Below are 24838 nucleotides of genomic sequence, written 5' to 3' on the forward strand. Positions count from 1 at the left end.
GGGATCAGATGGGTAACGGAGCCAGGAAGGCCGGAACGATTCCCACCGGGAGGAGGACCAGGGCGATCACGATCAGAACGAAAGCCCGCATGGTCCGGCGGGTGGGGGGCGCATCGACCTCAGGCTGGCGACTCGCATAGATAAGGAAGACGACCCCGATGTCCAGTGAGATCGACACCCACCATCGGACCCAGTCGACCCCGGTCATGAATACCGGCACCGTCAAGCAGAAGCCGAAGGCGATCAGGAGCCACTGCCGGCGAAGCAGCACCCACAGCCGGATCGGGCGCACACCTGATATCACTGCGATCGCGACGATCGTGATGGCCAGTACGCCGACGCCGTAGACGGTGTTGACGATCATCCCGGCTGGCCCAAGCCTGCCCACGTAGCGAATGCCGTCCAAGAAACCGCGGTTGTAGAACGGCGTGATGTTCCGGCACGCCCAGTCGTGATAATCGTCGTAGTAGCGGAAGCCGCTCAGCAGTTGACTCAGCGTCGGCTTTCCGGCCAGGGGATTGTTCACCTGGCCGTGCGGTATCAGGGCGCACAGCTCTTCGCCGACCCCGTGTTTGCCCAACAGCGCAACCACTCCCGCGATCACCAGGCCGGGCCCGAGCGCAAGTATGCAGCTGAGCCAAAGGGCTTTCTGCTCAAGCTGATTGGCCAGCACCACCAGAACCGCGATCACACCCAGCCCGAAGAGCAGCGGAATTGCTTCGTGAACCAGAACCAGAATTGCCATGACAACTCCGAAGACCGCACTGGTGATGAGTACGGACCGATCCGACCTGGCCCGCGCCACGGCAATACCGAACGCGATCACCACGGTGCCCCCGAAGATCGTGGCGCCGGCCTGCAGCAGTCCGAACGCGAACCCGAAGGGCAGAACAACAATGAGCAGGGCCAACTGCAACCGGCGCTCGGATCGTCCCGACTTCACGGCTATCCACCAGGCCAGTACTGTCAGCGCAATCCAGAATGCCCCGCTGGCAATCCAGCGACCCACCCGCTGTTTGAGGAAATCGTCGTCGCCGGGAAGTAAGCCGACGAGTTCACCGGCAAGCCCGCGCCGAACGTATCCCACCGTGTAGTCGATGGCGTAGTAGGAGTACCAGTAGGTATCGGGGATCAGCGTGAGATTCAGTGCCACGAGCACCGCCGCCCACACCGCCAGGACAATCGCTAGGACGATGTACAGACGTCTGTGACCCGAGGCTATGACGGGGCTGGCCATCGGACCTCCACTAGCTCAGGGCGCTCCCACGCCGGACCGCCCGGCGCGGTGTGGGAGCGAACATAGCAATCGGCAACCATCGCGGCCTCAATGCTCCGACCGCAGCACATCAAGCGCGTGCTGGAGGTCGGCCGGGTACGGGCTGGTGATCTCGATCTGCCGGCCATCGGCGGGATGGGCGAATGCCAGTGAACGGGCATGTAGCCACTGCCGTTCCAGGCCGAGCCGTTTGGCCAGCACCGGGTCGGCCCCGTACGTCGGGTCACCGACACAGGGATGGTGCAATGCGGCGAAGTGCACCCGGATCTGATGGGTCCGACCGGTCTCGAGGTGGATGTCGAGAAGGCTGGCCGCCCGGAACATCTCGAGGGTGTCGTAGTGGGTGATGCTGGGCCGGCCGGCCTCGGTGACCGCGAACTTCCAGTCGTTACCGCGATGCCGGCCGATCGGCGCGTCGATGGTTCCACTCGACGGATCCGGATGCCCCTGCACCACAGCGTGATAGCGCTTATCGACGGTGCGCTGTTTGAACGCTCGCTTGAGCACGGTGTAGGCGTGCTCGGACAGTGCCACCACCATCACCCCGGACGTGCCGGCATCGAGGCGTTGCACGATGCCCTGCCGTTCGTGGACACCGGAGGTGCTGATCCGGAACCCCGCCGCGGCGAGACCGCCGAGCACGGTCGGACCGTGCCAGCCGACGGTCGCATGCGCCGCGACACCGGGCGGCTTGTCGACCGCGACGATGTCGTCATCGGCGTACAGGATCGTCATCCCCTCGATCTCGACGGGCGTGTTCTGCACCGGCGGACGCTCCTCGGGCAACCGGACGGTCAGCCAGGCGCCGGCAACGAGCCGCTCCGACTTCCCCGCCACCGCGCCGTCGATCTCGACTCCACCGCTCTCGGCGACCGCCGCCGCCGCGGTGCGCGACAGGCCCAGCAGCCTGGCCAGCCCGGCATCCACCCGCATGCCGGCCAAGCCCTCGGGGACCGGCATCGAGCGCTCGGTCATTCGGCGCGGCCCGCGGCGTCGAATTCGTACCCGAACACCGAGAGCACGACGAGCAGAATCGCGCCACCGACAACAGCCGGGTCGGCCACATTGAAGACCGGCCACCATCCGATCGACAGGAAATCGACCACGTGCCCACGTAACGGGCCTGGCGACCGGAAGAAGCGGTCCGCCAGATTGCCCAGCGCGCCACCAAGGATCATGCCCAGTCCGATCGCCCACCACGACGACACCAACCGGCGGCCCATCCAGATGATGCCGCCGACCACACCGAGGGCGATCAGCGTCAGCACCCAGGTGTAGCCGGTCGCCATCGAGAAGGCGGCACCGGAATTGCGCACCAGCGTCCAGGTGACGGTGTCGCCGATGATCGAAACCGGTTGGCCGGGTGTCAGCAGCTTGACGGCCAGCACCTTGCTGATGACATCGAGGGCCAGGACCACGGCGGCGACCGCCAGCAGCAGCGGAAGTCGCCGTTTCGGCGGTGCCGCGGTGTCGGTCGTCTCGTCAGTCACATCCTCATCATCCCCTAACCGCGGCGGCTGCCATGATTGCGGTCATGCCGCGCCTTGTCGTCATCAGCACCGGCGGGACCATCGCCACCAGCGCCGACGCCGATGGGGTGCTACGTCCGAGTCGCAGTGGCGCCGATCTGACGGCCGGACTCGATGTCGAGGTCATCGATCTGTTCTCGCTGGACAGCTCACAACTGACGCCGGCTGACTGGCTGGGTATCGGCGCGGCGGTCAACGCCGCTGCCGCCGACGGCGCCGAGGGAATCGTGGTGACCCACGGCACCGATTCCCTGGAGGAGACCGCGCTGTGGCTGGAGCTCACCTACGGCGGACTGCCGCCGGTGGTGCTGACCGGCGCGGCCCTGTCAGCCGACGCCCCGAATGCCGACGGTCCGGCGAATCTGCGTGACGCGTGTGCTGTGGCGTCCAGTCCCCTGGCCAGGGATTGCGGGGTGCTGGTGAGCTTCGCCGGTGCGGTGTTCGCCCCGCTGGGAACCATCAAGATCGGGGGCGGCACGGTCTTCGGCGGTACTACGCCGGTGGGATCGGTTGTGGCGGAACAATTCTCGATGATGAGATCAAAGGAACGCGCCTATCTCGGAGCGGTTTCCACACCTGCCCGGGTAGATATCGTGGCGGCGTATCCGGGTGCTGACGGCATCGCTGTCGATGCGTGTGTGGCCGCGGGCGCTCGCGGCCTCGTCGTAGAGGCGATGGGCTCAGGAAATGCGGGCACCCCGGTTGTCGACGCGGTGCGCCGGGCCTGCGCGCAGGGCATCGCCGTGGCCGTCACCACGCGGGTACCGGGCGGCCATACTCACGCCACCTACGGACCCGGCCACGACCTGGTCGCGGCCGGCGCGACCATGATGCCGCGGCTGCGCTCCAGCCAGGCCAGGGTTCTGCTGATGGCCGCGGTGGGGGCGGGCCTAGCCGTCTCCGACGTCGTCGGGCGATGGGGCTGATCGGGTCTGGTCGTCCGGCCAGTCCAGGCTGTCCAGTGGGTTGGCGCTGGTCAACTCCGCGCCGACGGGGAAGGTTCGCATCAGTCCCGGCCCGCTGCCGCGGGTTTCGAACCGGACGCTGACCACACCATGACCGGCGCCCTGGACCCAGCCATGCCCGTATTCCGGATGCCGGACGTCGTCGCCGATCCGCCAGCCGGATTCCTCGATCGCCGGCTCGGGCACCGGTGCCTCGGAGAGTTCGACCTCCTGTTGTTCGAGTTCGGGGAACAGCGACTCCTGGCGGACATCGCTGAGACCGGAGAACCCGACGCCGAGTAGACGGATCGGTCCGACCTCCCGTGGGTCGAGCAGCAGCCGCCGTGCCGTCGCGGCCAGCGTCGCCGGTTCTCCGGTGGCGTAGGGCAGTGTTGCCGAACGGGTCAGCGTCGACATATCGGTTTTCTTCATCTTGACCGTCACCGTCCGCGCCCCGCGGCCATCGCGGGCCAGACGCCGGTGGGCGTGTTCGGCGATCGGCCCGATGGCATCCCGCAACTGCTCGATCGTGGTCAGATCCACGCCGAAGGTCGATTCGGCACTGATCTGCTTGGCCCCGGCCCGCTCAACCACCGGACGGTCGTCGATACCGCGGGCCAACCGCTGCAGGGCTGGGCCGATGGTGCCGCCCAGAATGCTGGCCACCTCCGCATCGGATAGCGCGGCGATCTGTCCGACGGTCGCGATACCCAGCCGGTGCAGTCGCTCCTCGGCCACCGGACCGATCCCCCACAGCCGGCGCACCGGCAGCGTCTCCAGCAGATGGTGCTCCTCATCACGCCGGATCACCCGCAGTCCATCGGGTTTGGCGAGTTCGGAGGCGATCTTGGCGATCTGTTTCCCCGACCCGGCGCCGACGGAGGCGATCAGTCCGGTCTCGTCGAGGATCCGCCGTCGCAGATCGGCACAGAACCGCTCGACATCTCCAGCGGTCGCGTCGGCCAATTCAGGAGGCTCACCGAAGGCCTCATCGAGAGAGAGCTGTTCCAGTACCGGCACAACAGCCCGGACGGTGTCGAGCACTCGGCGGCTGGCGGCGCCGTAAACCGCTCCCCGGGGCGGCAAGACCACGGCCGCCACACCGATCAGGCGACGCGCCTGATGCACCGGCATCGCAGACCGGGCGCCGAAGACCCGGGCCTCATAACTTGCGCCTGCCACCACACCACGGCCGCCCATACCGCCGACCAGGACGGGACGCCCGCGCAGGGTGGGCCGGGTCAGCTGCTCGACGGACGCGAAGAACGCATCCATATCGAAGTGCAGCACCCAGCGGGACATCTCAGGCTTTTGCGATCGCCACCCGGACACCGTCACCGATCTCCACCGGGTCGGTCGGTTCGCCGAAGTCGAACGCCGTTGCCAGGATCTCGCCGGCGATCAGATCGCAGTGTGCACGCGCCCATTCCGCCCGCTCGGCCGGTACCGACATCACCACGGTGATTCGATCGCTGACGTCCAGCCCGGATGACTTGCGTAGGTCCTGCAACTCGCGGATCCGGTCCTTGGCCCAGCCCTCGGCCTCCAGCTCCGGGGTGACGGCGCCGTCAAGCACCACCAGGCCGGCACCGTCCGGCAACGCCGCCGTCCACTCCGGATCTGCCGCCACCAGACGAGAGGTGTACTCATCCGGGTTGAGCACCACATCACCGGCGGTAAGCGTTCCGTCGGAGTTCACTACTCCCAGACCGGCCTTGACTGCCTTGATGACGTCCTGCACCGACTTACCAAGCCGCGGACCCGCGGCCTTGGCGTTGACGGCCAGATCGAAGCGCCCATGACCCGCTATATCGTCGGTGAGTTCGACGGCCTTGACGTTGAGCTCATCGGCGATCAGGTCGGTGAAGGGACGCAGGCGCTCCGGATTCTCCACCGCCACAGTCAGTTTCGGCAGTGGTAGCCGTACCCGTAGCTTCTGGGCCTTGCGCAGCGAGGAAGCAACCGAACACACTTCCCGCACCTGATCCATCGCGGCGACGAGTTCCGGATCGGCCGGCACCACACCGGACTGCGGCCAATCAGTCAAATGCACCGAACGCTCGCCGGTCAGGCCCCGCCAGATGACCTCGGTGGCCATCGGCAGCAGCGGTGCGGCAAGCCGGGAGGTGACCTCGAGCACGGTGTGCAGGGTGTCGATCGCGTCGCGGTCCTCCGACCAGAACCGGGAGCGTGAACGGCGGACGTACCAATTAGTCAGAGCCTCGGTGAACTGGCGCAGCTGCTCGCAGGCCCCGGAGATATCGCAGGTGTCCATGGCGACGGTCAGCGTGTCGCGGAGTTCGGCCAACTTCGCCAGGATGTAGCGATCCAGCACGTTGGCCGAATCGGTGCGCCAGTTACCGACTGCCGGCGCGTACAGGGCCAGGAAGCTGTAAGCGTTCCACAGCGGCAGCAGAACCTGGCGCACACCTTCGCGGATGCCCTGCTCGGTGACGATCAGATTGCCACCGCGCAGGATCGGCGAGGCCATCAGGAACCATCGCATGGCATCGGATCCGTCGCGGTCGAAGACCTCGTTGACGTCGGGGTAGTTGCGCAGCGACTTGCTCATCTTCGCGCCGTCATTGCCCAGCACGATGCCGTGCGACACACAGGTCTTGAACGCCGGCCGGTCGAACAGCGCGGTGGCCAGCACGTGCAGGGTGTAGAACCAGCCGCGGGTCTGGCCGATGTACTCGACGATGAAATCGCCGGGGTTGTGGGTCTGGAACCATTCGGTGTTCTCGAATGGATAGTGCACCTGGGCGTACGGCATCGAGCCGGAGTCGAACCATACGTCGAAGACGTCCTCGATACGTCGCATGGTGGCGTTGCCGGTCGGGTCATCAGGATTGGGCCGGGTCAGCTCGTCGATATGAGGCCGGTGCAGATTGTCGGGCCGGACACCGAAGTCCCGCTCGAGGTCGTCGAGGCTGCCGTAGACATCAATGCGCGGATAGGCAGGATCATCTGAGGTCCACACCGGAATTGGTGTGCCCCAGTAGCGATTCCGGGAGATCGACCAGTCCCTCGCATTAGACAGCCACTTGCCGAACTGGCCGTCCTTGACATGTTCGGGATACCAGGTGATCTCCTGGTTGAGTTCTACCATCCGATCCCGGAACTCCGTCACCTTCACGAACCAGGAGGACACCGCCCGGTAGATCAGCGGATTGCGGCAGCGCCAGCAGTGCGGATACGGATGGTCGTAGGTCTCGTGCCGGATCAGCACCGGTGCGTTGACCGCGGCCGGGCCGGTGCCGTTCTTCAGGTCCTTGATGATCGAGGCATTGGCGTCGAATACGTTGCGCCCCTGATAGTCGGGCACGCTCGTGTCGAAGCGGCCCTTGGAATCCACCGGGGTGACCGGCACGATGCCGACCGTGTCGGTGGTCGCCTTGTCGTCCTCGCCGTAGGCCGGCGCCATGTGCACGATCCCGGTGCCGTCCTCGGTGGTGACGAAATCACCGCGCAACACTGCGAACGAGTTGGCGGCATCGGCGAAATACGGAAACGGCGGTAGGTATCGCAGGCCGAGTAGCTGCTCGCCGGTGTAGGAGCCGAGTACCTCCGGCTCCTCCCCGATCTCGCGGGCATAGGCGGCCAGCCGGGGCTGTGCCAGCAGATAGCGGCGACCGTCCACCGCAACGAGGGCGTACTCGATCTCCGGGTTGACCGCGACCGCCTGGTTGGACGGCAACGTCCACGGCGTGGTCGTCCAGATCAGCAGATACGCGCCGTCGAGGTCGTGTCCGGGTGCATCCACCCGGAAGCCGACGGTGACCGCAGGGTCCTGGCGGCTCTGGTAGACGTCGTCGTCCATCCGCAGCTCATGGCTGGACAGCGGCGTCTCGTCGTTCCAGCAGTACGGCAGCACCCGGACGCCCTCGTAGGCCAGGCCCCTATCCCACAACTGCTTGAAGGCCCAGATCACCGATTCCATGAACGACAGATCGAGTGTCTTGTAGTCGTTGTCGAAGTCCACCCATCGGGCCTGTCGGGTGACGTAAGCCCGCCACTCACCTGTGTACTTGAGCACCGAGTCGCGGCAGGCGTCGTTGAACGCCCCGATGCCCATCGTCTCGATCTGGGCCTTGTCGGTGATCCCGAGCTGGCGCTGCACTTCGAGTTCGGCGGGCAGACCGTGGGTGTCCCAGCCGAATCGGCGTTCCACCCTGTAGCCCCGCATCGTCCGGTAGCGCGGCACGATGTCTTTGACATAGCCGGTCAACAGGTGACCGTAGTGCGGTAGCCCGTTGGCGAATGGCGGGCCGTCATAGAAGACGTACTCCTGGGCGCCGTCCCGCAGTTCAATGCTGGCGCGGAACGTGTCGTCAAGCGCCCAGTACTCCAGGACCTCACGCTCGAGTGCCGGAAAGTCGGGTGAGCCGGCCGCGGGCCTCGGATAACCGTTCTCGGTCACGGTGGGGGTCTCTCCTGTGCCGTTCCAGCACGGGGACGACGACGCGCGGTGCGCGAGCGCCGCGGTACCACCCCGCTTACGCACGACCCCTGGGCTGGCCGAACGTCGCTCTTCGTGGGCTGTGACGGGCCCCGACCGTCCGGTTCTACTGAGTCCCCGCCAATCGCATCGGCTCAGGACCGTTCTTCCGGAAGCTACCCGGTGATGGCCGGATCAACGCTGCTCGTGGATTCTACCGGTGGCAACGCGAGCAGCCTCCCGGACTCCTCCTTGCAGGTCAGTAGGATGGCCCGGTGATTGACCACCGTCCTCCGGCGCCGGAAACGGCTGCCGAGGGCACCGGTGTATTCGGCTGGATCGGCCGGACCGTCACCCGGCGGCCGCTGGTGGTCATCGGACTGTGGATCGCGCTGGCAGTGGCCCTGAGCCAGTTGTTCCCGCCACTGGGCGTGCTGGCTCAGAAGGCTCCGGCGGCAATCCTGCCGAATTCCGCTCCGTCGGTCATCAGCCAGAAGGAAATGGCCACCGCATTCAAGGAGGCCAGTTCCGACAACATCCTCCTGGTCATTCTGACCAATGAAGACGGCTTGACCTCTGCTGACGAAAAGGTCTACCTGACCCTGGTCGACAGGTTGCGGGCCCAGAGCGAGGACGTCGCGGCACTGCAGGATTTCATCAGCATCCCGCCGCTGAAAGAGGTGCTGGCCAGTAAGGACGGTAAGGCCTGGCTGCTGCCGGTCAACATCGTCGGCGAGATCGCCACCCCCAGGGCGATCGAGGCCACCAAGCGGGCCATGCAGACCGTCAGGGAGACCGTCGCCGGCAGTTCAGTGAACGCCTTTCTCACCGGTCCGGCCGGCACCTTCAACGACATACAGGACATCGGCGACCACGACCGCGTCATCATCGAGGTCGCGACCATCGTCGGCCTGCTCGCGATCCTGCTGATGGTCTATCGGAATCCGCTCACCATGCTGCTGCCGCTGATCACCATCGGGGTCTCACTGGCCACCGCCCAGGGTGTGGTGGCGGCCCTGGGCACCCTCGGGCTCAGCGTGTCCAACCAGACCATCGTTTTGCTCACCGCGATGCTGGCCGGCGCGGGCACCGATTATGCGGTGTTCCTGATCAGCCGATATCACGACTACCTACGTGCCGGGGACGACTCCGATGCCGCAGTTCGCAATGCGCTGAGCTCGGTCGGCAAGGTGATCACCGCATCCGCGGCCACCGTGGCGGTGACCTTCATCGGAATGGTCTTCACCAAACTGACGGTGTTCTACACCGTGGGCGTCGCGCTGGCCGCAGCCATCACGGTCGGCTGCATCGGTGCGCTCACATTCCTGCCCGCTCTGCTGATCCTCGCCGGGCGGCGCGGTTGGGCGAAACCGCGCAAGGATCTCACCAGCCGGTTCTGGAGGCGCTCGGGTATCCGCATCGTGCGCCGGCCGGGGGTGAACCTACTCACCAGCCTGGTGATCCTGACCATCCTGGCCGGTAGCTCCTTCCTGGCGAAGTACAACTACGACGACCGCAAGGCCCTGCCGTCCAACAGCGAGAGCATCCTCGGCTACGACGCCATCAGCGCGCACTTCCCCCTGAATGCCAGTCTGCCGCAATACATTCTGATCAATTCACCGGATGATCTGCGGACCGCCAAGGCCCTGGCTGATATGGATCAGATGGCAAACCGGATCAGCCAGCTCGCCGATATCGACCTGGTTCGCGGCATCACCCGCCCGACCGGAGCGACGTTGGATCAGGCCAAGCTGTCGTTCCAGGCCGGGGAGGTCGGCAAGCCGCTCAGCCAAGCGGCCGGCGTGATCAACACCAATACCTCCAGCCTCAATCTCCTTGTCTACGGCGCCGACCAGGTAGCCACCGCGCTCGCTGCGGTGCGCGCGCAGTTCGGCCCGACGGCGGCAGCCTTGGCCGGACTGGTGCCGTCGCTGGCATTTCTGCAGAACCAGTACGGCACCGGTAAGGCACTGCCGGGTTTCAATCTCGGCAGCGATCCGCTCAACACCATTCACGGCCTCGGCGGCAGCATGGGACGGATCGGTGACACGCTCACGACGGCCGACAGCGCTATCGGCCCGATCCTCAAGGGGCTCAATGCCAGCCCCGCGTGCGACGCGGACCTGTCCTGCGTCGCCGCACGTGCCCGGCTGCAACAGAGCGCCGATGCAAAGAACAACCCGATATTCCAGATTCCGGGGGCCACCCCGACACCGACCACGAGCAGCACGCCGACTCCGATCCGCTATCCCGCTGAGGTGCAGCCCACCCCGACGACCACTACGCCGGCTCCCACAACCACCCAGACTCAGCCGATCCCCGGCAAAGAAAAGCCCGAGGCCGGCGACCAGAATCCCGTCGCCGCGACAGGCACCGAGCCTCTCAGCCCCGGTATCGGAGGTGCCCTCACGACGATCGGCGATAACCTGCTGTCCACCGGGATCAACAGCCCGGCGGATCTGGCGAAGCAACTGACTGCGCTTCAGCAGGGAATCGACATGCTGGCGCAGGCCAGTCGCCAGGTCGCCATCGGTGTGCAACTGCTCGTCGACCAGACCAAGCGCCTCGGCGTCGGACTCGATCAGGCCTCCTCGTTCCTGCTGGCGATGAGGCGGGATGCCAACACACCATCGATGGCGGGCTTCTACATCCCGGCGGAGATCCTGACTGGCGAAGAGTTCAAGAGGGCGGCATCCATCTTCATCTCCCCCGACGGCCATACCGCCCGCTATCTGGTGCAGACCAATCTCAATCCGTTCACCCCGGCGGCCATGGATCAGGTCACCGCAATTCTGGAGACCGCGCGTGCCGCGCAACCGAACACCACTCTGGCCGACGCCACGATCTCGATGAACGGGCTCACCTCCATACTGCGGGACCCCCGGGATTATTACTACCGCGACCTGAAGCTGATCGTGACGACCACGATCCTGGTGGTTCTCAGCATCCTGATCGTGTTGTTGCGAGCGCTGGTCGCACCGCTGTATCTGATTGTCTCTGTGGTGTTGTCGTATCTGTCGGCACTGGGAATGGGCGTGCTGCTGTTCCAGGGCATCCTCAAACAGGAATTGCACTGGAGTGTGCCCGGATTGACTTTCATCATCCTGGTAGCGGTGGGCGCCGACTACAACCTGTTGCTGATATCACGAATCCGGGACGAGTCCCCGCACGGTATCAAGTCCGGCGTCATCAAGACCGTCAGCCAGACCGGCGGCGTCATCACCGCGGCCGGCCTGATCTTCGCCGCCTCGATGATCGGCCTTCAGTTCTCCAGTATCACCACACTGGTCCAGATCGGCTTCATCATTGCCTCAGGCATTCTGCTGGACACCTTCCTGGTACGCACCATAACCGTGCCCGCCACCGCGACCCTGGTCGGCAAGGCGAACTGGTGGCCGTCGAAATGGACGCCGGCCCCGTCGCGAGCGCCGGCTACGGCGCAGGCACCCCGCGACGTGGACTAGATATAATTTGGCAATGCTGCCAGCAGACCAGGAGCGAGAGGACACTGGGGCGAGTTCGAGTTTTTTGAACTATCTGCCGCTGCCTTCCAATCGGGCGAAGATCTACTACGCGGTCGCGATCGGACTTGTGATCTGGACCGTCGGCTACGTGGTGGTGCTGTCGAAAGTGATCGCCACGGCGATCTACTGGCTGTCCTACTATGCGGTGGACTACAGCGCGGGTTTTGTCAGACGCGGTCTCGCCGGACAGATCGTAACCATCTTCCCTTCGCAGCACTATTTCCCGGTGTCATACGGGCTGATGTGGGGATCCTTCGCATTCTTCTGCTCCGGCCTCGCTGTAGTCATGTGGCGAATCATGTACCGCGGGAACCGATCCGAGCGCCGATTGATGACCGCGCTCATCATCCCTGTGCTGCCCTTCGCCGTGACCTTCGCCGTATTCGGTCCTCGCCCCGAGCTCTATGCCGCAGGCTGCCTGTTGCTCTTCGCCACCGCTCTCACTCGTTTCACAACCAGTCGGGCGGCGCTGCTGTTAGCGGCGGCATTCGGAGTCGCCATAGCGGTATTAGCGCTCTTCCACGAGGCAATCCCACTGGAGTTCGCACTTGGCTCTGTACTCGCGATCTCCGTGCTGGCCGTCGACCTGAAGCCTGCGACACGAGCCCTGTGTATGTCGCTGGCTGTGTTACCAGGGCTGGTTTCGACCGTTGTCGTCACCACATTCGGTCGCCACGACGTCACTTCCGAGCTGTGCGCGAGAGTGCCGCACGGCATGGTTCGGGACCCGTGGAAGGTCCCCAGTGGCCGCAGCATCGACTACCTCCTGGGGCGATACGAAAGCACCTCTGACTACCACGACTGGGTCTGCGAGCGAGTCATTCCCTATTTCGGCGCCAGTTTCTCGGCAGGCGTGCGCAGTGTCGTCAACCTGGGCCTGCCGGCTCTTGTCGGAAGCTTCCTGCACGGCTTGATCGTGTGCGCCGGAACCCTGTGGCTGATTCAGTTCTTCACTCGCGTACGCGGACGCGATTTCCTACAGCGGATTCGAGGGGGGCTCTGGGCGCCCGTCATGGCCGCGGGCTTCATGATTCCAATCTTCGCGAGCGGGGTTGACTGGATCCGGTGGTGGACAATCATCCTGATCAATATCGCCGGCACCTACCTGCTGTTCGCCGCCGGCAGGAACGAGATGGAGACAGCGGTAACCAGACGTGACTTCAAGTGGTTCATCGGCGTTGTGGTGCTGCTGGCATGTATTCCGTTGTCGGCGGTGGCGGGATACTTCACCCAATGGGTGACCGTTTGAGAACCGGGCTGCGCTGAGCTCGTCCGCCAATCGCCACAGGTAGAGTGGCTGCACGTGTGGACCTCCATTCTGGTGCTTGCCCTCGCGCTGAATTTTGAGCCCACCCGGTTCGCCCTTGTTCCGATGCTGCTGTCCAGGCGTAACCCGGTGGCCCAGCTGGTGGCATACACGGCCGGCAGCTTCGCGGTCAGTCTGATTTTCGGCCTGCTCATCCTGTTCGTTTTTCGCCATAATCCACTCGGCACCAACGCTTCCACGGGCGGGTGGGCGCAGATAGCCGTCGGCGCCGTGGCGTTGATCGTTGCGCTCATCATGGCGGCGCGGTGGACTCTTGTTCGTCGGAGAGAGACAGTTGGCGCACCTTCGCAGGTGGATCCGGAGCAGACCAGCGGTCTCGACAAGGTTTTTGTGGGAGCACGCGCGATTCTGCGAAAGGGCGGCTCGCCCTGGTTCGCCGGTCTGCTCGGGATGGGAGTCGGCCTACCTTCGGTGGACTTCCTGGCCGTATTGGTCATCATTGCGACATCACACAAGCCGCCGGCGGAACAGACCGCGGCATTGCTGATCTTTCTCTTGATCGGCGGGTTTGTTATCACTGCGCCACTCATTGGATACCTGTTCGCACCCGCGAAAACCCTTCAGCGCATTGAACAGTTCGCGGCATGGAGCCGTTCGCGAAGTCAGATTGAGTACGCCGGCGTCCTCGCGTTTGTCGGCGTGGTCCTGGTCACCGTCGGGTGGATCAGGCTCTAGCTGTGCCCGTCCGGCCCCGGATCGGAGCCGGTATCGGCTAGTCGACCACGGCGGTGAGCCCGAACTCCGCCAGCGTTTCGGCCACGACTGCCCGCACCCGTTCCTTGGAGTTCTCCGCGCCCAGCTGGTAGGCCTCCACCGATATCGAGACCTTGCCGTTGATCCGGCCCGACACCACGACCAACTGGCCGCGCGATCGCTCCAGGTCGCCGAGTGTCACACTGGTGTCCAGTGCGCGGATGAACATGTTCTCGGCCGGGGTTCCATCGACCCGCGCAAGATCCGGCGGAAGATCACCAAGGTTTGAACATGTGCATGGCGGATCCTCGGAGTAGGAGAACAACAGCTCCGCGATTCCCTTGACAGCACTACGCGGTAGCCAGGGCATCAGCGCCATCAGCTCGATGACCTGATCCGGTTCATTCTTGGCCTTCTCGCGTCCCTCCCGGACCGCGTTACGCGCTTCGGTGAGGTCGGTGGTGACTTTCGCCGGGTCGACGGCAGCGTTCGAGAAGGCCATCGCAATCGCCCGGTCATCGTCGAGGCTCTCTCGCAGATTGATCGCCATCATCAGGCTCACGGCACCATCGGAGGGCCGGGACCGCCCGAAGCGCTCGCCCAGCCGGGCGGTGAATCCGGCCAGGAGTGAATAGCTGTTTCCACCAAGGGATTCAGCTTTGGCATCCCACTCCGGGATGTCGATGTAGAGCGCGACCGATGGCAGGAAAATCTCGGTGGGATCACCCTTGGCGGCGTTTGCAGCACGCGCATTCTTGAATTGATCACGTTGCGCGCGAACCATTTTTGCCGCCTTCACGGCCGTGCGCGCCGTCAACGGCAGGTCGCGGATCGCCTGACGAAAATCTGCGACGATGGCCTCGCCGCGCGACCGTGACCCCGGCTGGTCATAGCCCGGATCCCGGAGCATCCCGGTGACCGCCTCGAACACCGCCATGAGCGATCCGACTCCGTCACCGATGTTGTGCGAGGCCACGATGCTCACCGCTGTCGCCCCGTCATCGAGGGGCAGGACGGCCAGATGCCAGCCCGGGCCCCGCTCGGGGTCGATCGGCAACTTACCCAATTCGTCTGCCCAGCTCATCAGCTCCGTCCGCGGACGGGGCCGTTCGGCGACGTGGATGGGCGGCGGCGGACCGACTGGGCGCACCCAGCGGGGGCGGCCGAACTGCAGCGGTGAACGCTCAATGAGGCGGCTGCCCAGCGACTTGTAGAGATTATCGTTGAACCTGTTGAGCCCGTCGGAGTCCAACGGATGCTCGTACACCCAGACGGCCTGCATGAGCTGACCTCGACCGGTCACCCGCATCAACTCCAGAGCCGTCTGGTCCAGGAACGCCAGGCGGTGCTCGTCCGGCCGGTCTCCCGTGAGGCGAGAAAACCGGGAGGGCTTCGGACGGGATTCTGTTGTCACCGAGTCACTCTCTCATGCGATTTCACCGGAAAGTCCGAACTGCGCGAGCGTGTGCGCGATCACCTGTCGCAGTCCACTTTGGGTGTTCTCCTGGCCCGGCTGATAGCTGATCACGCTGATCACGACCTTTCCACTCACCCGGCCGGCGGCGACCGTGAGGATGCCGCCCCGACGGTCCAGGGTGTCCCGGGCCACCTGGCGGTCCACACCGCGGAAACACAGGTACTGGGCGGGGGTACCGTCCACCCGCATCACGTCCGCAGGGAGGTCTCCGAGGTTGGAGACCGACGTCGGGAGATCGGTGGTGAAACCGAACGCCACATTCACCATGCGGGCGATGCCCCGTTTGGGTACGAACGGAATCAATGGCAGTAGTTCCACCATCTCGTCCGGCACCTCGCGGGCCTTCTTCAGAGCGTCGCGAATGGCGTTGCGCGGTTCGGTGAGATCCGATGTCACCTGAGCCGGATTGAAGCTGACACTCGCTATCGACACCACATTGCCTCCGGTGTCATCGAAGTCGCCGCGATCATTGACAGGGATCATCAACGTCACTTGACCGTCCGACGCACGCACCCGCTGAAGATTCTGCGCCAACTTGCCCGCAAAGCCGGCCGCGAGCGAGAAGTTGTTCCCCCCCAGGGCTTCCGCACGCGCGTCCCACTGGTCGACATCTACGAAGATGGATGCCGACGGGACATGGGCGGCCTGGCTCGCGCCGGGAGTGATGGCAGCGGTGGCAGCGGGCGCGGAAAGTTCGCGGCGGCGTTTGAAAGCAACCTTGGCGAAGCGCACCAGGGTTCTGCCGATCTCGGGCAGGTCCCGGCCCAGCTGGCGCAGATCCTGACGGATGGCCTGGGCGCGCGGCCGTGACCGCGGAGGCGGGTAGCACAGATCACGGGTGACGCCGTGGATGGCTTCGATGCAGGACAGTACGGCGCCGGCACCGTCGACGATGCAATGCGTCATCACCAGGCTGACCACGGTCGAGCCGTCGTCGAACGGCTGAACCGCCATCCGCCAAGCCGGCCCCCATTCCGGATCGAGCGGTAACGCGACCTGCTCATCGGCCCAGTCGAACAGCTCGGCTCGGGGCCGGGTGCGTTCCTCGAAGTCAAGGTTCGACTCCGCCGTAGGCGCGGCTACCCAGCGGTGCCGGCCGAAGGGCAGTGGCGAGGTCTCGATGCGCCGGCCCAGCAGGCCGTTGTACAGGTTGCGGTGGAATCGAACGATGCCGTCGCGGTCTACCGGATGGTCGTAGAACCACAGGGCCTGCATGGCGGCCTCTTGGTCCGCGCCCCGCAGGGCGAGGAACATCGCCTGATCCGGGTACGGCACCACGGTGGCCGGGTCGGTAGCCAGGCCGTTCGAGACGGCGGGCAATCTGTCGTTGGTCAAGCCGTCGCCCTCGGGATGTGCGGGGAGGACAGCGGCGAATCGGCCCGGCCGTCGGCCGCCCGCAGATACACCATCTTCATCAGATCCACGTACTGCGCTACCGACTCACGCGCCTCGGCGTTGTCGGGATAGGCCACCGTCACGGTGGTCCCGGTGTCACGACGGTTGACCCACATGCCGATCTGGTTGGCCGCGCCGAGGTCGGTGTACAGCGTGCCGTTCTGCGCCTGCCACTGACCCATCACGACCGGATTCAGCGGCGGCAACCCGATATCGAGATAGGACAGCATCGGCACTCCGGGGCCGGGCTTGCGAATCCCCGGGGTGTCCTCGGCCAGTTCCAGCACCCGCTCGATCGGAACGTTGGCCAGGTGCATCCCGGAGTCGAAGGCCGCCTGCGCGGCTCTGGCGAGGTCGGAGAAGCCGGCGTCGCCGACTTTCATCGAGATCGGCACGATCCCGGTGAACCAGCCGGTGGTCATGAAATCTGCCGGCGTGCTGCGGGTGGTGGTCGGCGTGATCACGTTATAGGTGTCCACACCGGCCAGCTCGCGCTCGGCCATCGCCGCGACGGCGAACACCCCGCCGATGAACCGGACACCGGCCTGGGCGCAGACGGCCTCGAACCGATCACTGTCGTGCGCATCCATCAGCCTCACGGTGATCAGATCACCGGTGCAGTGCACATCCGGATCTCCCAGCGGCAGTGGGAATTTCGGCAGTGTGCCATCGTTGACCTCAAGGAACCGCAACCACTCACCCACTTCGGGCGATTCAAGTGTCAGCTTCGAGGTGTAGTCCCGCTGACGGGTGCAGTAGTCGAGGTAGCTTCCCGCCTCCGGCAACCGGATCGGCGCACCGCCTTCGGCTAGCGCCGAGTAGTTCATGTTGATCTCGATGAACAGTGCGACCATGAACATCGCGTCGGCGTGCACGTGATCGATACTGGCGTAGAAGGTGAAGTTTTCCTCATGCTGGATCACCCCGAAACGAAAACAATCCCACTCCAGCGGACTCGGCGTGTCCAGGATGTGCTCCCGCCACTGCGCGGCGCTCATCTCGCCGTGCTTGGTGGCGACGAACTGGATGTCCGTCGGCTTCTCGACCGCGTGCCGAACCAGCCGGTCGGCGTCATCGAAGGCAAACCAGCTGTGGTAGGTGTCGTGTCGCTTGAGATAGGAGTTGATGACGTAGGTCATCGCCCGGATATCGCAGCGACCCTTCATGGTCCAGGCAGGGATCAGCAGCCTGGACATGTCCAGACCGTTGGCCGTATGCGCCCGGAACGCCCGAACGTGCTGTTCCTGCTGATAACTCGCCGGTACGTCGCTGGCGGGCGCCTGCGCCACTGTGCCCAGGCAACCGGGCGACGGACTCCACGACACCACCGAACCCGGTGCGTCCACCCAGTGATGGATGGCGGTTAACGCAACCACTGAACTCGCTCCCTATGCGTCCGGTGTCAGCGGGCTGACGTGATGACTCCGGCCAATGTGTCACACAGGCTTTCGGCGAGCGCGCGAACAGTGGTGATGTCCATCGACCGGACGCGGATCCCGGTTTCGGTCTCGATCCTGGTGCGCAGCTCGAGGTTGCCCAGCGAGTCCAAACCATACTCCGAGATCGGACGATCCGGATCGACCGACCTGCGCAAGATCAGGCTGAGCTGCTCGGAGACCAGGCGCCGGACCCGGGTGGGCCACTCCTCCCGCTCGAGCGAGTGCAACTCGGCACGGAAACTGCTGGTGTCCGCCGGCCGCTCACCGGTGGACGCGAATGCTGCAGCGAACGGGCTGCGAGCAGCCAGATCGGTCAGCCACGGAGTGCCGACGACCGGCGCATAGCCGGAGTAGGCACGATCGTGGCGCAGCAACGCCTCGAAGGCCTGAGCGCCCTCTTCCGGGCTGATCATCGCGGTGTCGGTCGCAGCGAGATGCTTGCCGGCGCCGATCTGGTCCCACGCCGCCCACGCGACGGCGTTGGCCGGCAGGCCCTGCGCGCGCCGCCACTGGGTGAAGGAATCCAGCCAGCTGTTGGCTGCCGCATAGGCACCCTGCCCCGGCGAACCCATCAGCGCCGCAGCCGAGGAGAACGAGCAGAACCAGTCCAGCGGTTGGGTCGTGGTGGCCCGGTGCAGATGCCAGGCGCCGTAGACCTTGGGTGCCCAGTCCCGCTCCACCAGATCATCGGTGATATTCGTCAGGATGGCGTCCTCGACCACCGCCGCGGCGTGCAGCACGCCGCGGATCGGCAGGCCGGTTGCGGTGGCCTGGGCCACCAGTCGGTCGACCGTCGCGGCCAGCGCGACATCGCCGCTGACAACCTCCACCTCGGTGCCCAGCGCACGCATCCGCATGATGGCGTCCAGCGCCTGTCCCTTGGCCGCGGACCGCGAGTTCAGCACGATGCGACCGGCGCCACCCTGGGCCATCTTCGAGGCCAGGAACAAACCCAGACCGCCGAGACCGCCGGTGACGATGTAGGCGCCGTCAGAACGGAACACCTGGGCTTGGGCCGGCGGGACCACCACCGTGCTGTGGCCGACCCGGGGCACCGACAGGATCAGCTTGCCGGTGTGCTCGGCCGCGCTCATCACGCGGATAGCCGTGGCCGCATCAGCCAGCGGGTAGTGGGTCGTCTCCGGTTGCGGCAGATAGCCCTCGGCGGTCAGCCGGTACACGGTGTCGAGCAGTTCGCGGATCCTGGCGGGGTGCGTCGAGCACATCAGCGCCAGATCCACACCGTAGAAGGAAAGGTTCCGACGGAACGGGAACAGGCCCATCCTGGTATCGCCGTAGATGTCCTTCTTGCCGATCTCGATGAACCGGCCGCCGAAGGCCAGCAGCTCCACACCGGCTTGCTGAGCTGCGCCGGTAAGCGAGTTCAGCACGATGTCGACACCGTAGCCATCGGTATCGCGCCGGATCTCCTCGGCGAAATCCACGCTCCGCGAGTCGTACACATGGGCGATACCCATGCGGCGCAACATATCTCGCCGCTCGTGGGTACCGGCCGTGGCATAGATCTCCGCCTCGGCCATCCGGGCGATCGCGATCGCCGCCTGGCCCACGCCGCCGGTGGCGGAGTGGATGAGAACCTTGTCGCCGGCCTGAATGCGGGCCAGGTCCTGCAGGCCGTACCAGGCGGTCGCGGCAGCGGTGGAGACCGCGGCGGCCAGATCGTCGCGCAGACCGGTCGGCAGGGTGACGGCCACATTGGCATCCACCGTCACGAACGTGCCCCAGCACCCGTTGGGCGACATACCGCCCACATGGTCGCCGACCTTGTGGCTGTGGACATCCGGACCCACCGCGGTGACGACACCGGCGAAGTCGATACCCAGCTGCGGATTGCCCGCGAAGCTCGGGTAGCGGCCCATCGCCACCAGCACGTCGGCGAAGTTGAGACTGGACGCGGTGACCGCGACCTCGATCTCACCGGGACCCGGTACCGACCGCTCGAAGGCCGTCAGTTCCAGCGTCTGCAAGTCACCCGGGGTGCGGATCTCCAGACGCATGCCCTCCCGGGCATGGTCGACGACTGTGGTGTAGCGCTCCTCGGGCCGCAGCGGGATCGGGTACAGGTGCGCCGTGTACCACTCGTCGGCGCGGAAGGCGGTCTCGTCCTCCTCCGAGCCGAGCAACAGCTGCTGGGCGACGAACTTGCCCTGCGTCTTCTCATCGACGTCGATCTGGGTCGGGCGCAGGTGGGGATGCTCGGCACCGATCACCCGCAGCAGGCCACGCAGGCCCGCCTGTTCGAGGTTGGGCCGCTCACCGGCCAGCACCGTCTGGGCGCCGCGGGTCACCATGTACAGCCGCGGCGGATCACCGGCCACCTCGGCCAGCTCGCGGGTGATTCGAACCAGGTGACGGACGTGGTCGGCACCACGATGGCCGAGTTGCTCGGGCGGGCAGCCGTTGCGCGGGGCCGACACCACCAGAACGTTGCCGAAGGTGTTCTCGGCGAAGAAGGTGCGCAGCCGATCACCGTTGAGATCATGATCGGCGGTCTGCGGCCACGACATCGTCGCCACGTCGGCCTCGCCCATCTTGAGCGCGTCGACCAGATCCGAGGTCAGCAGGTCGGTCGAGTCCGATGTGTTGACCAGCAGCCAGGTGCCGGGATTGATGTGCGTGGTGAGCTCGGGCAGGACCTGCTTACGCCATTCGACGGCCAGCAGACGCTCGTTGAGCACGCGGTCGCCGTCGGCCATCGCGGTACCCATCGACAGACCGTCCACGGCGAGCAGCACGGCACCGTTCTCGTCGAGCATCTGGATATCGGCTTCGACGCCGGAACCGTCCAGCGAGGCGATCCGGGTCAGGCAGTAGCGAGCCTTGTTGGCCTGACCGTAGGCGCGCAGGCGCCGGACCCCCAGCGGCAGCAGCAGACCGCCGGTGCCGCTGTTCTGCACGCCGGGATGCGCGGCGACGGACTGGAAGCAGGCATCCAGCAGGGCCGGGTGCACACCATAGGCGCTCTGCTGGTTGCGGATCACCGACGGCAGACCGATCTCGGCCAGCACGGTTTCGCCCGACTCCTCGGCGGCGTTGACCGCAGTCAGCGCGGCGAAGGCCGGACCGAACTGCACACCGCGGGTGGCGAACCAGGTCCGCACATCACCGCCGTCGGCGCGCATCGGGTGGGCCGCCAGCAGGGCGGCCATATCGTGATCGGCCGGCCGGTCCTCGGCATCGAAGTCGAGAGCCTGCAGGACCGCACTGGAGCGTCGCTCGCGTTCACCGTCCTGATCGGTCTCCACCTGGAATTTCAGCGTGCCGGGGGTCTGCAGCGCAGCCTCGGCGCTAACCGAGGTCTCACCCTCGAGGAGCAGCATCCGCTCGAACCGGATGTCGCGGACCTCGGCGGCCTCGCCGAGCGCGGTGCGGGCGGCGGCCAGCGCCATCTCACAGAACGCGGCACCGGGCATCGCGGCGACGTTGTTGACCTGGTGGTCGATCAGCCACGGCAGCGCAGTGGTGCCGACCTCGGCCTGCCAGACGTGCCGCTCCGGCTCGTCGAGCAGCTTGACATGCGAACCCAGCAGCGGGTGGGCCGCCACCAGATGGGTGCCACGGCCCTGCTCGGCGGCCTGTGCCTCGAGCATCAGAGGCCGGTTGGTCCAGGTGGGCAGCGGGGCGTCGACCAGCGTGCCGCCCGGCAGCAGCGCGGCGAAGTCCACCGCGGCGCCGGCCGAGTACAGATCGGCCATCAGCGAGCGCAGCCCGTTGGGCATCTCCTGGCCACGGCGCATACCGGCCAGTGCGGCGACCGTGATGTCGAGGGTGGCAGCGGTCTGATCGACACCACGGACCAGCAGCGGGTGCGGCGACAGTTCGGCGAACACCCGGAAGCCGTCCTCCAGCGCGGTCTGAACGGCCGCGGAGAATCGCACGGTGTGGCGCAGGTTGTCGATCCAGTAGTCGACATCGCAGTACGGCTGCTCGCGCGGGTCGAACAGGGTGGCCGAGTAGTACGGCAACTCGGGAGTCAGCGGAGTGATGTCATCGAGCATCCCGGCCAGCTCGTCCAGGATCGGCTCGACCTGGGGGGTGTGCGACGCGACGTCGACGGCCACTTCGCGGGCCATGATCTCGCGGCTCTCCCATTCGGCGACGATCCGGCGCACCGACTCGGTGGCGCCACCGATCACTGTTGAGGTAGGCGAGGTCACCACGGCGACCACGACGTCCTCGACGCCCTGCTGCTCGAGTTCCTCGCGAACCTTCTGTGCGGGCAGTTCGACGGCGGCCATTGCGCCGCCGCCGGCGATCTTCAGACACAGCAGCGAACGACGGCAGATGACCTTCACGCCGTCCTCGAGCGACAGCGCGCCGGAGACGACCGCGGCGGCCACCTCGCCCAGCGAGTGGCCGATGACCGCACCCGGCACCACCCCGTAGGACTTCATGGTGGCGGCCATTGCGACCTGCATGGCGAAGATGGTCGGCTGAACCTTGTGGATACCCTCCACCGTCTCCGGGGCAAGCATCGCGTCGGTGACCGAGAAACCGGACTCCGCGGCGATCATCGGCTCCAACTCGGCGATGGTGGCGGCGAACACCGGCTCGGTCGCGAGCAGTTCGGTGCCCATCGCGGCCCACTGCGAACCCTGACCGGAGAACACGAACACCGGGCCGCGATCGTCGTGGCCGACGGCGGGCTGGAACGGGTCATCGCCACCGGCGATCCCCCGCAGCTGCTCGACGAGGCCATCGCGGCCGTCGGCCATGACGGCGGTGCGCACCGGCCGGTGACCACGGCGGCGGGCCAGCGTGTAGGCCAGATCGCCCAGCGCCAGATCGTCGCCGGCGGCCTCGACCCAATCGGCCAGCCGTGCCGAGGTATTGCGCAGTTCCTCGGCCGAGGTGGAGGACACCGGAAAAACCAGCTTCGCGGCGTCGGACGCCACCGCCGCCGCGGCGCCGGTCGGCTCCGGCGCCTGTTCGAGCACGGCGTGCACGTTGGTGCCGGACATGCCGTAGGACGAGACACCGGCGCGGCGCGGTCCCTCGATCGGCCACGGGGTGTTCTCGGTCGGAACGAACATCCCGGTCTCGATCTTGGCCAGGTGGTCGGGCAGACGGTTGAAGTGCAGGTTGCGCGGGATCACACCGTGGTGCACGGCCAGCACGGCCTTCATCAGTCCCAGCACGCCGGCCGCGGACTCGGCATGGCCGAAGTTGCTCTTCACCGACGTCAGGGCGCAGCGACCCTGCTTGCCGTAGACGGTCGAGACGCTGTTGAACTCGATGGTGTCGCCCACCGGTGTACCGGTGCCGTGCGCCTCGACCATGCCGACGGTGGCCGGGTCGATCCCAGCGCCGGCCAACGCGGCGCGGAACACCGCGACCTGAGCGTCCTCGGACGGGGTCAGGATGTTGTCGGTGCGGCCGTCCTGATTGGAGGCGGTGGACCGGATCACGGCGAGCACCCGGTCGCCGTCACGCTGAGCGTCATCGAGACGCTTCAGCACGACGACACCACAGCCCTCGGCGCGCACGAAACCGTCGGCCGCGACGTCGAACGAGTGGCAGTGCCCGGTCTTCGAGAGCATGCCCTGGCCGGAGGCTGAGGCGTACAGGCGCTGGTCCAGCATCAGCATCACACCGCCTGCGAGAGCCATCTCGCTCTCCCCCTCGTGCAGGCTGCGGCAGGCCTGGTGCACCGCGACCATGCTCGACGAGCAGGCGGTGTCCAGGGTCAGGGACGGGCCGTGCAGACCCAGGGAATGGGAGATGCGGCCGGAGGCCATGCTGAACGGGTTACCGGTGAAGGCATAGGCCTGATCGAATGCGCCGGCGTCGCTGGTGACCATCGCGTAGTCGTCGTGCGACATGCCGATGAACACACCGGTGGAGCTGCCGGCCAGTGCGGACGGTGTGAAGCCGGCCTGCTCGACGGCCTCCCAGCTGGTCTCCATGAGCAACCGATGCTGCGGGTCCATCGCGGTGGCCTCGCGCTCGTTGATGCCGAAGAAGTCGGGATCGAATCCGGTGACGTCGTTGAGGAAGGCACCCCACTTCGACACCGAATGTCCGGGCACACCCGGCTCGGGGTCGTACATCTCGTCGGCGTCCCAGCGGTCGGCGGGGATCTCGGTGACGAAGTCTTCGCCATTGAGCAGCGCCTCCCACAGCTGGTGCGGTGAGTCGATACCGCCGGGGAGTCGACAGGCCATTCCGACGACGGCGATCGGGGTTAAGGGGGAACCGAGCACGTTGCTCACACCTCTTCGTTCGTCACTGCTGGGCAAGTTGTTTTGACTTCCGGGCTGCCACGAGTTCTCCGATGGTGAGACGCGTCGTTGCGTCAACATCAACCCGAAGTTGCCAATGCTGTTTGCATCGTAACGGACACACGGCTTAAAAGCGAGATGGATTTCCAACCACGGAATGTGCAAATAATCATTGTCTGATGCGTCTCCGGCTGGTCACCCGGATTGAAGGTTTCTTGTTTGCTGAGATCTCGGGACCGGCAACGCCGGCGCTGGCGCCGCCGACCCGCCGTGTCGACTCAGCTGACCGCTGAAAGCGCAGTTCAAAACTACTTTCTGAGGTCGATTCAACCTCCCGACGGCGGCCTGCCAGGGCCACCCCCGGTCATTGACGCATCCCTCGCGATGCGTTGCGGTGACTACCACACCCGATATTGATGTACTAATCCTCGTTAAGTGTATCCAGCAAATTGTCTGTTAAGGCCTTCAAACGTACCTTCAAGCCTTTCCCACAAATGCCATTACGGCTGCCGCCTACAGTTAGTTTCAGGGTGGACTCCCCACCCTCATGC

13 protein-coding genes are annotated in these 24838 nt (G+C 65.7%); 4 read left to right on the forward strand and 9 right to left on the reverse strand.

What is annotated here, in order from left to right; translation table 11 throughout:
* Positions 1-4: 4 nt before the first annotated feature.
* The 3 genes from ACR2JI_RS02670 to lspA form a co-directional block, all read right to left on the reverse strand.
* Positions 5-1237, reverse strand: a complete 1233-nt coding sequence (locus ACR2JI_RS02670) for an Rv1490 family membrane protein (RefSeq protein ID WP_526387739.1) — start codon at positions 1235-1237, stop codon at positions 5-7.
* Positions 1238-1324: 87 nt separating this feature from the next.
* A complete protein-coding gene (locus ACR2JI_RS02675; RefSeq protein WP_526387741.1) occupies positions 1325-2251 on the reverse strand; it encodes an RluA family pseudouridine synthase in 927 nt (308 codons plus the stop codon).
* Entirely contained in the window at positions 2248-2766 is a 519-nt protein-coding gene (gene lspA / locus ACR2JI_RS02680; RefSeq protein WP_526387743.1) for a signal peptidase II, read from the reverse strand. Before lspA ends, ACR2JI_RS02675 begins: the two co-directional genes overlap by 4 nt.
* A 44-nt stretch (positions 2767-2810) precedes the next feature.
* Here lspA and ACR2JI_RS02685 point away from each other — a divergent pair, with 44 nt between their 5' ends.
* On the forward strand, positions 2811-3731 hold the full coding sequence (locus ACR2JI_RS02685; RefSeq protein WP_526387745.1) for an asparaginase: 921 nt from the start codon (positions 2811-2813) through the stop codon (positions 3729-3731).
* Here the strand turns inward: ACR2JI_RS02685 and ACR2JI_RS02690 are convergent.
* Both ACR2JI_RS02690 and ileS read right to left on the reverse strand, forming a co-directional pair.
* A complete protein-coding gene (locus ACR2JI_RS02690; protein ID WP_526387747.1) occupies positions 3696-5051 on the reverse strand; it encodes a DNA polymerase IV in 1356 nt (451 codons plus the stop codon). The two genes, ACR2JI_RS02685 and ACR2JI_RS02690, sit on opposite strands and share 36 nt — an antisense overlap.
* A 1-nt stretch (position 5052) precedes the next feature.
* A complete protein-coding gene (gene ileS, locus ACR2JI_RS02695) occupies positions 5053-8172 on the reverse strand; it encodes an isoleucine--tRNA ligase (protein ID WP_526387749.1) in 3120 nt (1039 codons plus the stop codon).
* Positions 8173-8465: 293 nt separating this feature from the next.
* Here ileS and ACR2JI_RS02700 point away from each other — a divergent pair, with 293 nt between their 5' ends.
* The 3 genes from ACR2JI_RS02700 to ACR2JI_RS02710 are packed head-to-tail and all read left to right on the forward strand — an operon-like array spanning position 8466 to position 13716.
* Complete coding sequence (locus ACR2JI_RS02700) at positions 8466-11654, forward strand: MMPL/RND family transporter (RefSeq protein WP_526387751.1); 3189 nt, start codon at positions 8466-8468, stop codon at positions 11652-11654.
* Between the two features lie 13 nt (positions 11655-11667).
* Positions 11668-12963 carry an Rv1490 family membrane protein gene (locus tag ACR2JI_RS02705; RefSeq protein WP_526387753.1) on the forward strand — a complete coding sequence of 432 codons (1296 nt, stop codon included), beginning with the start codon at positions 11668-11670 and terminating at the stop codon, positions 12961-12963.
* 54 nt (positions 12964-13017) lie between these two features.
* Entirely contained in the window at positions 13018-13716 is a 699-nt protein-coding gene (locus tag ACR2JI_RS02710) for a GAP family protein (RefSeq protein WP_526387755.1), read from the forward strand.
* A 37-nt stretch (positions 13717-13753) separates the two neighbouring features.
* Here ACR2JI_RS02710 and ACR2JI_RS02715 read toward each other — a convergent pair whose 3' ends face one another.
* The 4 genes from ACR2JI_RS02715 to pks2 are packed head-to-tail and all read right to left on the reverse strand — an operon-like array spanning position 13754 to position 24269.
* A complete protein-coding gene (locus ACR2JI_RS02715) occupies positions 13754-15148 on the reverse strand; it encodes a hypothetical protein (protein ID WP_526387757.1) in 1395 nt (464 codons plus the stop codon).
* A 12-nt stretch (positions 15149-15160) separates the two neighbouring features.
* Positions 15161-16546: a hypothetical protein gene (locus tag ACR2JI_RS02720; protein ID WP_526387759.1), complete on the reverse strand. Its 1386-nt coding sequence runs from the start codon at positions 16544-16546 to the stop codon at positions 15161-15163.
* Positions 16543-17982 carry a condensation domain-containing protein gene (locus tag ACR2JI_RS02725; protein WP_526387761.1) on the reverse strand — a complete coding sequence of 480 codons (1440 nt, stop codon included), beginning with the start codon at positions 17980-17982 and terminating at the stop codon, positions 16543-16545. The genes ACR2JI_RS02720 and ACR2JI_RS02725 overlap by 4 nt, the downstream gene beginning before the upstream one ends.
* A 26-nt stretch (positions 17983-18008) precedes the next feature.
* A complete protein-coding gene (gene pks2 / locus ACR2JI_RS02730) occupies positions 18009-24269 on the reverse strand; it encodes a sulfolipid-1 biosynthesis phthioceranic/hydroxyphthioceranic acid synthase (protein ID WP_526387769.1) in 6261 nt (2086 codons plus the stop codon).
* Between the last annotated feature and the right edge of the window lie 569 nt (positions 24270-24838).

The organism is Mycobacterium sp., from assembly GCF_051006775.1.
GTDB lineage: Bacteria > Actinomycetota > Actinomycetes > Mycobacteriales > Mycobacteriaceae > Mycobacterium.

Coding starts and splice junctions, on each gene's coding strand:
- ACR2JI_RS02685 (WP_526387745.1), top strand. CDS start 2,811: ATGCCGCGCCTTGTCGTCATCAGCACCGGCGGGACCATCGCCACCAGC.
- ACR2JI_RS02675 (WP_526387741.1), bottom strand. CDS start 2,251: ATGACCGAGCGCTCGATGCCGGTCCCCGAGGGCTTGGCCGGCATGCGG.
- ACR2JI_RS02705 (WP_526387753.1), top strand. CDS start 11,668: ATGCTGCCAGCAGACCAGGAGCGAGAGGACACTGGGGCGAGTTCGAGT.
- ACR2JI_RS02670 (WP_526387739.1), bottom strand. CDS start 1,237: ATGGCCAGCCCCGTCATAGCCTCGGGTCACAGACGTCTGTACATCGTC.
- ACR2JI_RS02690 (WP_526387747.1), bottom strand. CDS start 5,051: ATGTCCCGCTGGGTGCTGCACTTCGATATGGATGCGTTCTTCGCGTCC.